This window comes from Cupriavidus sp. H18C2 (assembly GCF_049393795.1).
Taxonomy (GTDB): domain Bacteria; phylum Pseudomonadota; class Gammaproteobacteria; order Burkholderiales; family Burkholderiaceae; genus Cupriavidus; species Cupriavidus pauculus_C.
Map to the genome: position 1 here is coordinate 1371250 of NZ_CP186010.1, position 14960 is coordinate 1386209.

10 protein-coding genes are annotated in these 14960 nt (G+C 62.9%); 4 read left to right on the forward strand and 6 right to left on the reverse strand.

Going from position 1 to position 14960, the window contains the following annotated elements:
- Window positions 1-79 precede the first annotated feature (79 nt).
- Window positions 80-2710, reverse strand: coding sequence for a PAS domain S-box protein (locus EPAKOI_RS06380; protein WP_423193292.1), 2631 nt, complete (start codon window positions 2708-2710; stop codon window positions 80-82).
- 434 nt (window positions 2711-3144) lie between these two features.
- Here EPAKOI_RS06380 and aceE point away from each other — a divergent pair, with 434 nt between their 5' ends.
- From aceE to lpdA, 4 genes are all read left to right on the forward strand, one after another.
- Entirely contained in the window at window positions 3145-5832 is a 2688-nt protein-coding gene (gene aceE / locus EPAKOI_RS06385; RefSeq protein ID WP_313837857.1) for a pyruvate dehydrogenase (acetyl-transferring), homodimeric type, read from the forward strand.
- Between the two features lie 200 nt (window positions 5833-6032).
- Window positions 6033-7700 (forward strand): dihydrolipoyllysine-residue acetyltransferase, encoded by a 1668-nt coding sequence (aceF, locus tag EPAKOI_RS06390; RefSeq protein WP_423193293.1) that lies wholly within the window; start codon window positions 6033-6035, stop codon window positions 7698-7700.
- A gap of 59 nt (window positions 7701-7759) precedes the next feature.
- On the forward strand, window positions 7760-8392 hold the full coding sequence (locus EPAKOI_RS06395; protein ID WP_423193294.1) for an MFS transporter: 633 nt from the start codon (window positions 7760-7762) through the stop codon (window positions 8390-8392).
- 39 nt (window positions 8393-8431) lie between these two features.
- A complete protein-coding gene (gene lpdA / locus EPAKOI_RS06400) occupies window positions 8432-10228 on the forward strand; it encodes a dihydrolipoyl dehydrogenase (RefSeq protein WP_423193295.1) in 1797 nt (598 codons plus the stop codon).
- Window positions 10229-10277: 49 nt separating this feature from the next.
- Here the strand turns inward: lpdA and EPAKOI_RS06405 are convergent, their stop codons facing one another.
- From EPAKOI_RS06405 to EPAKOI_RS06425, 5 genes are all read right to left on the reverse strand, one after another.
- Window positions 10278-12050, reverse strand: a complete 1773-nt coding sequence (locus EPAKOI_RS06405) for a ShlB/FhaC/HecB family hemolysin secretion/activation protein (RefSeq protein ID WP_423193296.1) — start codon at window positions 12048-12050, stop codon at window positions 10278-10280.
- A gap of 639 nt (window positions 12051-12689) precedes the next feature.
- The gene (locus EPAKOI_RS06410; protein WP_423193297.1) at window positions 12690-12818 is read right to left on the reverse strand and encodes a hypothetical protein; all 129 of its coding nucleotides are present in this window, start codon (window positions 12816-12818) and stop codon (window positions 12690-12692) included.
- A 142-nt stretch (window positions 12819-12960) separates the two neighbouring features.
- Entirely contained in the window at window positions 12961-13395 is a 435-nt protein-coding gene (locus EPAKOI_RS06415; protein WP_423193298.1) for a hypothetical protein, read from the reverse strand.
- A 244-nt stretch (window positions 13396-13639) separates the two neighbouring features.
- The gene (locus EPAKOI_RS06420) at window positions 13640-13957 is read right to left on the reverse strand and encodes a hypothetical protein (RefSeq protein ID WP_423193299.1); all 318 of its coding nucleotides are present in this window, start codon (window positions 13955-13957) and stop codon (window positions 13640-13642) included.
- Between the two features lie 86 nt (window positions 13958-14043).
- Window positions 14044-14655, reverse strand: coding sequence for a hypothetical protein (locus EPAKOI_RS06425; RefSeq protein ID WP_423193300.1), 612 nt, complete (start codon window positions 14653-14655; stop codon window positions 14044-14046).
- Window positions 14656-14960: the final 305 nt, after the last annotated feature.

Consider the following 14960-nt stretch of genomic DNA (forward strand, 5'->3'; position numbering starts at 1 on the left):
CACCCCTGGGCAAACGGTCCGGCCGGCCTCCCGATGCCCCGCGGCAGAGGGTCGCCCGGCATGCCAGGGGGTGCGCCCGTTACTGTTCGGGCAGCGCCGGCTGCAGCGGCAGGGTGATTTTAAACGTACAACCGATGCCGTCCACATTGTTTTCGACCCAGAGGCGCCCCTGGTGCGATTCGATGATCGAGCGGCAGATATTCAGGCCCATGCCCATCCCGTCGGACTTCGTGCTGAAGAACGGCTCGAACAGCCGTTCCTTGGTGGCCTCGTCCACGCCCGGGCCCTGGTCGATCACGTCGATGCAGACGCACTGGCCGAACTCGACGTTCTCGACCCGCGCGTGCAGCCGCACCACGCCGGCGGCGCGCATGGCGGGCAGGCCGGCCATGGCTTCCACGGCGTTCTTGAGCAGGTTGACCAGCACCTGCTCGATCAGCACCGGGTCGACGTAGAGCATCAGCGGCGGGGCGGGCAGGCGGGTCAGGATGGTCACGCGGCGGCGCGTGGCTTCCAGGTCGGCCAGGCCCACGGCGTCGGCCACGATGTCGTGCAGCGCCGCCTCGCGCCGCTGCGGCTGGCTGCGCTTCACGAATCCCCGGATGCGGCTGATGATGGTGCCGGCCCGCACGGCCTGGGCCGACGTCTTCTCCAGCACCGGAATCAGGTCCTGCGGCGTGCTGCGGCCCGAGTGCAGCCGCGCCACGGCGCCCATGCAGTAGTTGTTGATGGCGGCCAGCGGCTGGTTCAGCTCGTGCGCCAGCGACGACGCCATCTCGCCCATCGTGGTCAGGCGGCTGGTGAACTGGATGCGTTCCTCGTGCTGGCGGGCCATTTCCTCGGCCGCCTTGCGCACGGTGATGTCCGTGGCGATCTGCATCTGCGCCAGGTGGCCGTCCACCCACTGGATGTAGCGGCGGCGCACCTCGAACCACTTCTGCATGTCGGGCACGAACACCTCGCGCGCGTCAGATGCGTACGGCATCAGCTCCGATGCGGGCAGGCCGGCGTAGGCATCGACAAAGTCGGTGTTGTCGCTCGACATCTGCTCCTTGTCGAAGTCGTCGCCGGCCAGCTTCAGGTGGCCCTCGGCCTCCCAGCCGAACAACTGGCGGTAGTAGCGGTTGGCGAACAGCAGCTCGGCCTTGTCGGTGGCCAGCACCGACACCGCGGCGTCCAGGCTTTCCAGCACCGTGGTGAAGCGGTCGTGCGCGGCGGCCAGTTCCTCGCGGGCGCGCTTGGGCTCGGTGATGTCCGTCATCGAACTCATCCAGCCCGTGTGGCGGCCGCGGCTGTCCACCAGCGGCGAGACGTACATCCGCGCAAAGAAGCTGCTGCCGTCGCGACGCATCACGCGCATCTCGTAGCCGGTGGCGGGGGACTTGCCCTGCAGCGTCAGGTCGATCTGCTTCTGCATCTCCTGCTGGTCGTTCGGCGGCCAGTAGGGGAAGGGCGGGATGCGGCCGACCAGCTCGGTCTCGGCCCAGCCCGTCATGCGGCAGAACGCCGGGTTCACGTAGGTGATGCGGCCGTTCAGGTCCAGCGCGCGCAGGCCGATCAGCATCGAGTTTTCCATCGCGCGCCGGAACGACGTCTCGGCCAGCAGCGCGCGCTGGGCCTCGGAGCGGCGGCTCGTGTGCCGCCACATGCTCCAGAGGCTCCAGAGCAGGAAGCACGACAGCCCCACCACCAGCCACAGCAGCATGTTGTTGGGCAGGTTCGACGGCGGCGGATAGGCGTCGGCCCGCAGCGACAGCGAATGGCCGGGCGGGTCCAGCAGCACCTCGTACGACAGCGCGTTGCCCGGCACCGGGCGCACCGACGTGCTGGCGCGCGTCTGGTTGTTCTTGTCGATCAGCGAGAAGCGGTAGCGCTCGGTCAGCTCGGGCGGCAGCAGGTGCGTCAGGATGCCGTTGATCGAATAGAGCGCGCCCAGGGTGCCCAGGAACTCGTTGTCGCGCACGATCGGCACTTCCATCAGCATGAAGCTGTCGCCGCGGTCGTTGGTCAGCGGGCGCGAGTAGACCACGCGCTGGGTCTCGCGCGCGGCGTCGAAGGTGTCCAGCACCTCGGGTTCCAGCGGCTTGTCCACGGTCTCGCGCAGCCGCCCGGCGAACTCGGACGTCGACGGCAGCGACCAGCGCCCGCGCTTGGTGGCATCGAGCCAGTTGATGAAGACGATCTCGGGGTTCTCGCGCAGGATTTCCTGCGCGGCGGTGCGGTAGGCGCCCTGGTCCAGCTGCGCGGCGGCGATGTCGCGCGCCAGCGAGGCCATCTGGTCCTGGTTGCTCAGCAGCGACAGCCGCACGCGCTGCTGCGCCCAGGCAGCGTCGCGGTACAGCGCGTCGCGCTGCTGCTGGCGCTCGGTCTCGTGCAGCGACCAGAGGATCACCCCCATCGCCACCGTAAACAGCACGATGGCCACCAGCGGGATGAACATGAACCAGCTGGTTGCCACAAGGTTGCGCCAGCGCATGATCCAGAGCCGGCGCGGCGGGGCGGCCAGCGGCTCCATCGCGTCGGGATGGTCGACGTGATCGGCCGGGTCGCCGTGGTCGGGGTGGTCGGCGTGGTCGGGGTGCGCATCGCCGTGACGGGCCGATGCCACGCCGGGCGGCACCTCGTGGGAGGCGTCGCCGACCGTGCCGGCGGAGCCCGGGGGCAGGATGGCCGTGCGCAGGCCGGAGAGGATTCGTTCGAAGAACTGCATAAGGGATTGACGGTCGACCGGCCAGTGTATCGGCTTTATTGCAGTGCGTCGCTTGGGGAAAGCGCCTATCCGGCACAAGCCGGGGCGCGGCGCCCGGCGACCCGCCAGCCCGCGCCACCGGGCGGATTCTGGTGCACTGCGGCAATATTTCACATTATAAGAAAGGACTTCGTAATCTGAAAATTTAGCTTGTCAGCGGTTGCTGTGCTTCCATAGAATCGCTTCGACCGAACAAATGCGGGCGCCAGCCATGCGCTTGAGCTTGAGGATCCGGGCGATGCGACCCGACAAGAAAGATCCCCGTCCTGGACCGTACACCGATGCCAGGGCAGGAAGGCAAGGCTTTCGCCGCGACGTCAACACCGTCAGACCGGCCGACCGATAACCGCCCCACCGGGCGGCCGCCGGGGCAGGAATTTACCCAGGAGACAGTCATGTCCGCTGTACCAGAGCAGATCCTCGGCGCCAGCAGCGCCAACGACGCAGATCCCCAGGAAACGCACGAATGGCTGGATGCCCTGCAGGGCGTCCTGAACGCGGAAGGCGCCGAACGCGCAGCCTTCCTGATCGACAAGCAGATCGAATACGCGCGCGTGAATGGCGTGACGCAGCCGTTCCACGCCGAGACCCCGTACATCAACACCATCCCGGTGGAGCAGCAGGCCCGCATCCCCGGCGACCAGGACATCGAGCACCGCATCCGCTCGTACACGCGCTGGAACGCCATGGCCATGGTGCTGCGCGCCAACAAGCACACCAACGTCGGCGGCCACATCTCGTCGTTCGCCTCGGCGGCCACGCTCTATGACGTGGGCTACAACCACTTCTGGCGCGCCCCGTCGGAACAGAGCGGCGGCGACCTGGTCTTCGTGCAGGGCCACTCGGCTCCGGGCGTCTACTCGCGCGCGTTCCTGCTGGGCCGCCTGACGACCGAGCAGCTCGACAACTTCCGTCAGGAAGTGGACGGCAAGGGCATCTCGTCGTACCCGCACCCGTGGCTGATGCCGGACTTCTGGCAGTTCCCGACCGTGTCGATGGGCCTGGGCCCAATCATGGCCATCTACCAGGCCCGCTTCATGAAGTACCTGGACAGCCGCGGCCTGGCCAAGGCCGGCGACCGCAAGGTCTGGGCGTTCCTGGGCGACGGCGAGACCGACGAGCCGGAATCGCTGGGCGCAATCGGCATGGCCGGCCGCGAGAAGCTGGACAACCTCGTCTTCGTGATCAACTGCAACCTGCAGCGCCTGGACGGCCCGGTGCGCGGCAACGGCAAGATCATCCAGGAACTGGAATCGGAATTCCGCGGTTCGGGCTGGAACGTGATCAAGGTGGTCTGGGGCAGCCGCTGGGACCAGCTTCTGGCGCGCGACACCAAGGGCCTGCTGATGAAGCGGATGATGGAGGCCGTGGACGGCGAGTACCAGACCTTCAAGGCCAAGGACGGCGCCTACGTGCGCGAGCACTTCTTCAACACGCCGGAACTGAAGGCCATGGTGGCCGACTGGTCCGACGACGACATCTGGCGCCTGAACCGTGGCGGCCATGATCCGCACAAGGTCTACGCCGCGTACAAGGCCGCCAGCGAGCACAAGGGCCAGCCGACGCTGATCCTGGCCAAGACGATCAAGGGCTATGGCATGGGCGACGCCGGCCAGGCCATGAACGTGGCCCACCAGCAGAAGAAGATGCCGGTGGACGCCATCCGCGCGTTCCGCGACCAGTTCAGCATTCCGGTGCCGGACGAGAAGCTGGAGGAAGTGCCGTACCTGACCTTCGAGGAAGGCTCGAAGGAACTGGAATACATGCGCCAGGCGCGCATGAACCTGGGTGGCTACCTGCCTACCCGCCGCCAGAAGGCCGAGGCGCTGAAGGTGCCCGAGCTGTCGGCGTTCGACGCGCTGCTCAAGGCCACCGGCGAAGGCCGCGAGGTGTCCACGACCATGGCGTTCGTGCGGATCCTGAACACGCTGCTCAAGGACAAGCAGATCGGCAAGCACGTGGTGCCCATCGTGCCCGACGAGTCGCGCACGTTCGGCATGGAAGGCCTGTTCCGCCAGGTCGGCATCTGGAACCAGGAAGGCCAGAAGTACGTGCCCGAAGACCATGACCAGCTCATGTTCTACAAGGAATCGCAGACGGGCCAGGTGCTGCAGGAAGGCATCAACGAAGCCGGCGCCATGTGCGACTGGATTGCCGCCGCCACGTCGTACTCGACGCACGGCGTGCAGATGATCCCGTTCTATATCTATTACTCGATGTTCGGCATCCAGCGGATCGGCGACCTGTGCTGGGCCGCCGCCGACATGCGCTCGCGCGGCTTCCTGCTGGGTGGCACGTCGGGCCGCACGACGCTGAACGGCGAGGGCCTGCAGCACGAGGACGGCCACTCGCACGTGTTCCACGCCGCCATCCCGAACTGCATCTCGTACGACCCGACGTTCCAGTACGAGCTGGCCGTGATCATGCAGGACGGCCTGCGCCGCATGTACGCCGAGCAGGAAGACGTGTACTACTACCTGACGGTGATGAACGAGAACTACGAGCATCCGGAAATGCCGGCTGGCGTGGAACGCGACATCGTCAAGGGCATGTACCAGTTCCGCAAGGGCGTGGAGAACAGCAACGCGCCGCGCGTGCAGCTGCTGGGCTCGGGCACCATCTTCCGCGAGGTGATCGCCGCCGCCGACATGCTCAAGAAGGACTGGGGCGTGGAATCGGACATCTGGAGCTGCCCGAGCTTCACCGAGCTGGCCCGCGAAGGCCAGGCCACGGAGCGCTACAACCTGCTGCACCCGACCGAGACGCCGCGCGAATCGTTCGTCGCCCAGAAGCTCAAGGGCGTGCGCGGCCCGGTGATCGCGTCGACCGACTACATCCGCGCCTTCGCCGAGCAGATCCGTCCGTTCGTGCCGCGCCGCTACGTGGTGCTGGGCACCGACGGCTTCGGCCGCTCGGATACGCGCGAGAAGCTGCGCCACTTCTTCGAAGTGGACCGCAACTGGGTGACGGTGGCCGCGCTGAAGGCGCTGGCCGACGAGGGTGCGATCGGCCGCGAGAAGGTGGCCGAGGCGATCAAGAAGTACAACCTCGACCCGAACAAGCCGAACCCGATGTCGGTCTGACCCCGGACTTGCACGACTGAACCCCCGCAGCACGGCGCCCCGCCGCGCCGCGGGCGCCCCCGGCTGGTCCGGCGGCGCCCGGCGGCGCAGGTGATGCGCGGCAGCGTGACAGATGCGTGCGGCGAGAGTAACCTCGCCGATTGCGTTTGCCGCGTTGCGCGTAACGGACCACGGTGCCGGCTGCCCAGGAGAGACACTGAATGAGTCAAGCGATTGAAATCAAGGTGCCGGACATCGGCGACTACGACGCCGTTCCCGTCATCGAAGTGCATGTGAAGCCGGGCGACCAGATCAACGCGGAAGACGCGCTGGTCACGCTGGAATCGGACAAGGCCACCATGGACGTGCCGTCGCCGCAGGCCGGCACGGTCAAGGAAGTGAAGATCAAGGTCGGCGACAACGTGGCCGAGGGCTCCGTGCTGGTAATGCTGGAACCGGCCGGCGCCGCCGCGTCGGCACCGGCGCCCGCACCGGCTCCGGCCGCCGCCGCACCGGCCCCGGCGCCCGCAGCCTCTGCGCCGGCCCCCGCGGCCGCCCCGGCACCCGCCCCGGCTCCGGCCGGCGGTGGCACCGTCGAGGTCAAGGTGCCGGACATCGGCGACTACGACGCCGTGCCGGTGATCGAAGTCCACGTCAAGGCCGGCGACACGATCAACGCCGAGGACGCGCTGGTCACGCTGGAATCCGACAAGGCCACGATGGACGTGCCGGCCCCGCAGGGCGGCACGGTCAAGGAAGTGAAGGTCAAGGTCGGCGACAACGTCGCCGAAGGCACGCTGATCCTGATCCTCGAAGCCGCCGGTGGCGCGGCCGCCGCCGCACCGGCCGCCTCGGCGCCGGCTCCGGCCGCTGCACCGGCACCGGCACCCGCTGCCGCCGCGCCGTCGCCCGCACCGACCCCGGCCGCCGCCCCGGCGCCCGCCGCCGCGCAGGGCGTGACTGGCAAGGCCGCCCACGCCAGCCCGTCGGTACGCAAGTTCGCGCGCGAACTGGGCGTGGACGTGTCGCGCGTGCCCGGCACCGGCCCCAAGGGCCGTATCACGCAGCAGGACGTGCAGGGCTTCGTCAAGGGCGTGATGTCGGGCCAGACCGCTGCCCCGGCCGCCGCTGCCGCCGCCGGCGGTTCGGGCGCCGGCCTGGACCTGCTGCCGTGGCCGAAGGTCGATTTCACGCGCTTCGGCGAGGTGGAATCCAAGCCGCTGTCGCGCATCAAGAAGATCTCGGGTGCCAACCTGCACCGCAACTGGGTCATGATCCCGCACGTCACGAACTGCGACGAGGCGGACATCACCGAGCTGGAAGCATTCCGCGTGCAGCTGAACAAGGAAAACGAGAAGGCCGGCATCAAGGTGACGATGCTGGCGTTCATGATCAAGGCCACCGTGGCGGCGCTGAAGAAGTTCCCGAACTTCAATGCCTCGCTGGACGGCGACAACCTGGTGCTGAAGAAGTACTTCAACATCGGCTTTGCCGCTGACACGCCGAACGGCCTGGTCGTGCCGGTGATCAAGGACGCCGACAAGAAGGGCGTGCTGGAGATCAGCCAGGAAATGGGCGAGCTGGCCAAGCTGGCCCGCGACGGCAAGCTGAAGCCGGACCAGATGCAGGGCGGCTGCTTCTCGATCTCGTCGCTGGGCGGCATCGGCGGCACGTACTTCACGCCGATCATCAACGCGCCGGAAGTGGCCATCATGGGCGTGTGCAAGTCGTACATGAAGCCGGTGTGGGACGGCAAGCAGTTCGCGCCGCGCCTGACGCTGCCGCTGTCGCTGTCGTGGGACCACCGCGTGATCGACGGCGCCGAGGCCGCGCGCTTCAACACGTACTTTGCGGCACTGCTGGCAGACTTCCGCCGCATCCTGCTCTAAGTACCTGGGCGGTCCGCCGGGCTTCCGGCTGACCGCCGATTCGATTCGAGGGGCGAGCCATGACGACCTGCGTTGTCGTACGTAAGGGTGACGAGGTAGCGATTGCGGCCGATGCGCTGGTGACGTTCGGCGATACGCGGCTGTCGCGTGCCTACGAGCGCAACCAGAAGGTGATTCCCGTGGGCGAGAGCTTTGTCGCGCTGGCGGGCACCACGGCGCATTTCCCGGTCATGCGCGCGCTGCTGACGGGCATGGGCGACGAATGCCGGCTGCTGACGCGCGACGACGTGTTCCGGACCTTCCTGAAGGTGCATGAACGGCTCAAGACCGAGTACTTCATCAACACCAAGGAAGACGACGACGACCCGTACGAGTCTTCGCAGATCGTCTGCCTGATCGCCAACCCGGGCGGCATCTTTGGCGTCTATTCCTACCGCGAGGTGTTCTCGTTCGACCGTTTCTGGGGCATCGGCTCGGGCCGCAACTATGCGCTCGGGGCCATGCACGCGGTCTACGACCGGTCCGACCTGGGCGCGGGCGACATCGCGCGGATCGGCGTGGATGCCGGGATCGAGTTCGACAAGAGCTCGGCCGGCCCGATCGACGTGCATACGGTACAGCTCCTTGGCAGCATCCAGGCGGCGCCCCAGGAACCCGGCGACGCGGCAACCAACAAAGACGACGCGGCCTGACCCCCACGGCGGGCGGGGCGCGCATCCAGGAGGAAAAGCATGAGTGTGATCGAAGTCAAGGTGCCGGATATCGGCGATTTCGACGCGGTGGAAGTGATTGAGGTGCTGGTCAAGGCCGGCGACACGGTCGAGGAAGAGCAGTCGCTGATCGTGCTGGAGTCCGACAAGGCCAGCATGGACGTGCCGTCGTCGGCCGCCGGCAAGGTGGTGGACGTCAAGGTAAAGGTGGGCGACAAGGTTGCCAAGGGCACCGTGATCTGCACGGTGGAAGGCGGCGCGGCGGCAGCAGCCGCGCCGGCTCCGGCTCCTGCATCGGCCCCGGCCCCGGCGCCGGCGCCGGCGGCAGCGCCGTCCCCCGCAGCGGCCCCGGCCCCCACGGCCGCCCGGCACGGCGGCAGCGCCGACATCCAGTGCGACATGCTCGTGCTGGGCGCCGGCCCCGGCGGCTACTCGGCGGCCTTCCGCTCGGCCGACCTGGGCATGAACACGGTGCTGGTGGAGCGCTACGGCACGCTGGGCGGCGTCTGCCTGAACGTGGGCTGCATCCCGTCGAAGGCGCTGCTGCACAACGCGGCCGTGATCGACGAGGCCAAGGCGCTGGCCGCGCACGGCATCCTGTTCGGCGAAGCCAAGATCGACCTGGACGGCCTGCGCCACTACAAGGAAACCGTGGTCGGCAAGCTGACCGGCGGCCTGGCCGGCATGGCCAAGGCGCGCAAGGTGCAGGTGGTGCGCGGCGTGGGGACGTTCCTGGACCCGAATCACCTGGAAGTGCAGGAAACCGAGGGCGACGGCAAGGCCACCAATGGCAAGAAGACCGTGATCCGCTTTGAAAAGGCGATCATCGCGGCCGGCAGCCAGGCCGTGAAGCTGCCGTTCATCCCCGAAGATCCGCGCATCTTCGATTCGACCGGCGCGCTGGAACTGCGCGACATCCCGAACAAGATGCTGGTCATCGGCGGCGGCATCATCGGCCTGGAAATGGCCACGGTGTACAGCACGCTGGGCGCGCGCATCGACGTGGTGGAAATGCTCGATGGCCTGATGCAGGGCGCCGACCGCGACCTGGTGAAGGTCTGGGACAAGATGAACAAGCATCGCTTTGACAACGTGATGCTGAAGACCAAGACGGTGGGCGTGGAAGCCAAGCCGGACGGCATCTACGTCAAGTTCGAAGGCGAGGGCGCCCCGGCCGAGCCGGTGCGCTACGACGCGGTGCTGGTGTCCGTGGGCCGCACGCCGAACGGCAAGAAGATCGGCGCCGAGAAGGCCGGCGTGGCCGTGACCGACCGTGGCTTCATCGACGTTGACAAGCAGATGCGGACCAACGTGCCGCACATCTTCGCCATTGGCGATATCGTCGGCCAGCCCATGCTGGCGCACAAGGCCGTGCACGAGGCCCACGTGGCCGCCGAAGCCGCCCACGGCGAGAAGGCATACTTCGACGTCAAGCAGATTCCGTCGGTGGCCTACACCGATCCGGAAGTGGCCTGGGCGGGCCTGACCGAGGACCAGTGCAAGCAGCAGGGCATCAAGTACGGCAAGGGCGTGTTCCCGTGGGCCGCGTCGGGCCGAGCCATCGCCAACGGCCGAGACGAAGGCTTCACCAAGCTGATCTTCGACGAGGAAACGCACCGGATCATCGGCGGCGGCATCGTCGGCACCCACGCGGGCGACCTGATCAGCGAAGTCTGCCTGGCCATCGAGATGGGCGCGGATGCGGTGGATATTGGCAAGACCATCCACCCGCACCCGACGCTCGGCGAGTCGATCGGCATGGCTGCGGAGATCTACGAAGGGGTGTGCACGGACGTGCCGCCGCCGCGCAAGCGCTGAGTTTGGCTGTTGAATGAGAGAAACCCGCCGAGAGGCGGGTTTTTCTTTCTTAGTACTGATATGTCATCTGCAGGCCTGCAGTCAGTCCGGCCGTATGCAGATGCTCTGGCTTATAAACCGGCGTTCCGACAAACGCGTCATACGACAGACTACCGAGTCTCGATCCGCCCAGCCCTCCGCGTAGGCCGATCACGGCGCCCGCCAGTTGTTTTCCAACCTGATTTTTCGTGGCTGGCCCAGCAACCCGGCCATAATCCAGCCCCGCGTATATGGATTGCCCTGAGGTCCCCAACGGAAGCTGCAGTTCATTGCGCCAGTAGAATCCTTGTTCGCCCGCCAGCATGCTTTCCCCGTCGAATCCCCGCACGGTATATCGGCTGCCAATGGTCAGGTCGTCGACGTAATACAGGCGGTCGTTGGTGTACTGTCCGCGCACCGTCGTGACGTAACGTATAGGCTGATCTGCCAGCTTGAATGGCACGGAGAGGTTCGCGTCGATCACCACCATCCGGTAGCGCCACGTCGCCCCGCCTTCGGCTGCCAGCCGGTCATCCTGCGCGCCAAAAGCCCCGATGCCCTGGCGGTATGAAACCGTGGCGTCGAGCTGGGACCGACCGAAATAATGCCTGTCCGTGATGCCGAGTTCCAGGATCGTATTGTTCCGGCGCTGATTGGGAAGTTCGGAATCCGCGATAAAACTCCGACCGAAGCGGCGCGTCAATCGCATCTGCACCCCCAGCACATCGTTCTGGCTGCGGCGCAGCACCCGATGAAGCTTCAGGTCGACATTCTCGGATTTTCCGCTGGAAACAAACGTCTGGTTGACGCCGGCGATTTGCTGATAATAGTTGCTGCTCGATGCGGATAGAGTCGCGGTCCAGTAACCCCATGGAATCGCGTAGAAAGTATTCCAGCCACGGGTGCCATATTCCTTGTCATCGACCATCACATCCTGACTGAAGCCGACATTAAGAATATCGCTCAGACCCAGCGGGTTATCGATGCCCAGACTCAGATTTCCCTGCCATTTGCCCGTGGAACGCGATCCCGAATTATCGACCGATGCCACCAACGTCCACGGCTTGCCGCGCTTGACCGTGATGACCACGTCGCTGATACCCGGTACCGGCGTCGGCATGATCTGCATGTCAACGTCCTGACTGGCGACGCGCTTCATCTGCTCCAACCCCTGCTCCAGATCGCGCAGATTCAGCAGTTCCCCGGCCGAGGTCGGAAACGCCGCCTTCCATGTCCCCCAAACATCGGCCTCACTGAATCGAATTTCCCCGATCACGCCGGGAATCAGGGCCAGCTTCAACGTACCAGACGTCAGATCCTGCCCGGGCACCAGCACCCGCGTGGTCACATAACCGCGCGAAAGAATCGCCTGGGAGAGCCCCTTGACCAGCGTCCCGACGCCCTGACCGCCAACGCATTCGCCCCGGTAATGGTCAAGCCAGGCGCGTGCGAAGGCGAATGGGTCCATCGGCAAGGCCGAGGCACCGCTGGCCTGCAGGTCGGCCGGGAGGTCGGCTGGCACTTCAAGAACGAAACGCTGGATGGGAAAGCAGGGGGCCTCTTTCGAGAGCGGCGGAAACACCGCCTGCTCGGCGGCAGGGGCCAGCACTGCCGGGGCTTCCACGGCGGCACTACGCTCCCGCGCTTCCTGCTGTTGGCGATTACGCTGCTCCTGCTCGGCGTTGTTCAGGGCTGCGGCTTGGCGGGGAGTTGGAGATGTCTGCGCCATCGAGACGGATGGCACGCTCAAAAAACCGACCGCAAGCGCGGCGGCGGTGGCGAATTGGGAAGGTGTTGAAAACATCGGCGTTGGAGAGGCCAGAGGGGGGCGTCCGGGCCGGTTGGAATTAATAAGTTGATTTCGGAAGCGGGTTGTATGGTGCTGATAGCACTATGGTCCTCGTGCATCGGCATCTTGTGTGAACCCAGAATAACATCCACGGTAAATATACGACCATCAGGATGGTTTGTGCAAAGGGTGAATCGAATATCCTAAAGGAGATGAAATACGAGAAAAAAAGACGATGGAGACGGCGATAAGTATTTTTCTTGATCGCAAGAATTTCTTTAGGCTGTCGTCGTCGAAATGCATATCACCTACTCTTATAATAAAATTCAAGGAGATTGATTTTGCCCTCCAATCCAATGCCATAGGTGGGATTCGCACCAATCGCCCCCTTCGATTTCCCGGCGCACTCAATCTTGCTCCCAATAGTTTTTTCTCGAGGGGGGATCCGGCTCCCCTCTTTCTCTTCGTCGTAATGCTCGAATATCCTTGATGAAGTGATAATTTACGAGCATGAAAGCCGCTATATAGATGATGGATGCAGAGATAAATGGCTTCCATCCCGTATTGCGGTAGGCGGCATAGGTCACGCACATAACTATTAGAATTGCGACGCCAGCGTATCCACAAATTAATCTTATGTAGATTTTTTTTCTCTCATCGTATGGATTCATTTTTTATCCGTATTTTCGTTTGCTCCGCGGCCGCGTCCTTGAGCTTGCTGCCGGCGATGTCGCCCACTGACTTGGCCACGGCCTCGCCAGCCGCCTGGGCGGCCGACATCATGTCGGCCTGCCTGAAATCTGCGTACTGCATAGAGCGGAAACAAAATCAATTGTAAATATTGCTATAATGCAAATTATTTTTTGGGCCGGAATAAATGGCTTGGAGTCGTTCTTGTTTCCTTTGGAGGTAGTCTTTTGTGCTGTTATCTCCGCCTAGGTACAAGATACAAAGTCCATATAAAGGCCATTATGGCGCCAGCCATGACGCCTTTCTTTATATTTGGCCACGTATGCTCATTTATTGAATTTTGCCAGGGTGCGGCTGACAATAGAAATTGACTTAGTGAGGGTAGTTTTCCCGTGGAACATTGATAAATAATGCCGCACCAATTTTTTGTACTTAAGAAGATTGCATTAAGTAATGGAACGATGAAAATATCGAATGCTAAAATAAGTGCAATCATTGTGACGGAGAATAAAAGCACAAGCTGTATGCCCTGGCCGATCCAGTGTCGGAATTGCGGATTCATTTTTTGCAGCCCCTCGATAAGATTCTTTGCGCTGTTCCCTGTGCGTTCCTGTTCGATAGTAGATCCCGCACCCCAGCGATGCCAGGTATTGGGCTGGGTGCATTCCATTTGGAGATTCCGTAACCGAGGTCTATTCAATCTGGTCTGAACGGATCCAAGTCACCCTTGATGTGGGCGAAGGGCTTCGCAATACCTTGCCCTGCAAAATACCCTGCTATCGTTCCGGCGGCAGCGCCGCCGATACTATGTTCACCATCCTCTTGTTCCGGTTTCTAAGGATTTTTTGCGTGGTCCGTGGAGGCTCCTGTGTCAATGCTCGCTAAGATTCATCCTTTATCCTTTCAGTTCGGATTCATTGACATCTAGCGCGGGGATCGGCTGGGTATTTCATGTTAATATATCCGTGACCATTGATTTCAGATGGTGGTTCGATTATGGAAGCTGAGGCGCCTTGCTTGCACATGAAAATAATTCCAGTGGCGATGGCCGCCCGTTTCCAACCCAATCCATCGAGAAGCGTTACGTAACTTGGCGTTCCGCTTTGTGTCCAAGAAGCAGGGGTTATTTCCAGTGAGAGAATCGCACTACCCACTTTAGTTTTGCGGTCATCGTCAAAGCTTGCAACGTTGCTGACTTGTTTTCTAAGTATGCTCATATCCACTCGGAGCATTTCTCGCGCTTTCCTTATTTGTCCAATCGAAGGCCCCGATAGACACGAATGCACGAGGCCTATCGCTATAGCCGTAAGGAAGGGAATTAAGAGTGCAAAGTTTTTATTATTCCCCGGCTTTTTCCAATTGGCTTGCTAACCCCCGTGCCTAGTGAAATACCTGGTGATCCAAAGCCAAGTTCCAGTGCATAGCTGCCACCAATTGACTTATTTACGTTCAAACAAACACCGAAGCAGCCGCCCCCTACATATGAAGCGCCATCCAGGAATCTATCGGTGGCCTCTGCAGGGTCGCCTTTTTTATTGAAAATGAACCCCCACACGAAACTTCCAGACGGGGCTAAGGGAACGGCTCCCCCGGCGCCCAAATATGGCTGGTGCTCCGGGGTTAGCGAACCGCTCTCGTTTCCATGCAGAAATGGATTGTTATATTCAGTGGGTGTTGCGCTGAACATTGAACCCGCGAACTGGCCGATAAACTCTATCGGCAGCAGTTCACCGGAAAGTCCTTTACTTGCCATGCCGTCAACAAGGCGATATCCGGACGCCAGCAGCATACTCTGAGCCTGCTCTTCCGTGATCTCCCTACCAGCCCGCTCCGCATAAAACTCCGCAAACTCCTTGGCATTTTCCTTCGCCCACTCGCGTTCATCCGGATGCAACTGCCGATTAAACCGATCTTCATCCTGATGGGTCATCTTTATTTGTCGGATCACTAACGTTTGGTGTCAAAAGTAGAGCTTAGAGGGTTGCCTTACTTCGAGTGTCGTTTTATCGACTGAGCTATGCCGATTTCAGGTTTATTTGCGTGACGGCGCGTGAAGTAAAGACCAGGCCAATCCACCCAATATTCCTACTCCCACCCATTTCTTGAGGCTGAGCCAGATTTTGATGTCTGTTATATCCGTCCACGTAGAGCTAGACGTCATCACTTGCATCAGCGTTGGCATCCCACGCACTTGGCATGCGGAAACGATTCCGCACCATTGAGGTGAGTTATGGA

Excerpts from the sequence above, each read along its gene's own strand:
- EPAKOI_RS06380 (WP_423193292.1), bottom strand. The coding sequence starts at position 2,710 with ATGCAGTTCTTCGAACGAATCCTCTCCGGCCTGCGCACGGCCATCCTG.
- aceE (WP_313837857.1), top strand. The coding sequence starts at position 3,145 with ATGTCCGCTGTACCAGAGCAGATCCTCGGCGCCAGCAGCGCCAACGAC.
- aceF (WP_423193293.1), top strand. The coding sequence starts at position 6,033 with ATGAGTCAAGCGATTGAAATCAAGGTGCCGGACATCGGCGACTACGAC.
- EPAKOI_RS06395 (WP_423193294.1), top strand. The coding sequence starts at position 7,760 with ATGACGACCTGCGTTGTCGTACGTAAGGGTGACGAGGTAGCGATTGCG.
- lpdA (WP_423193295.1), top strand. The coding sequence starts at position 8,432 with ATGAGTGTGATCGAAGTCAAGGTGCCGGATATCGGCGATTTCGACGCG.
- EPAKOI_RS06405 (WP_423193296.1), bottom strand. The coding sequence starts at position 12,050 with ATGTTTTCAACACCTTCCCAATTCGCCACCGCCGCCGCGCTTGCGGTC.
- EPAKOI_RS06410 (WP_423193297.1), bottom strand. The coding sequence starts at position 12,818 with ATGATGTCGGCCGCCCAGGCGGCTGGCGAGGCCGTGGCCAAGTCAGTG.
- EPAKOI_RS06415 (WP_423193298.1), bottom strand. The coding sequence starts at position 13,395 with ATGGAATGCACCCAGCCCAATACCTGGCATCGCTGGGGTGCGGGATCT.
- EPAKOI_RS06420 (WP_423193299.1), bottom strand. The coding sequence starts at position 13,957 with ATGCTCCGAGTGGATATGAGCATACTTAGAAAACAAGTCAGCAACGTT.
- EPAKOI_RS06425 (WP_423193300.1), bottom strand. The coding sequence starts at position 14,655 with ATGACCCATCAGGATGAAGATCGGTTTAATCGGCAGTTGCATCCGGAT.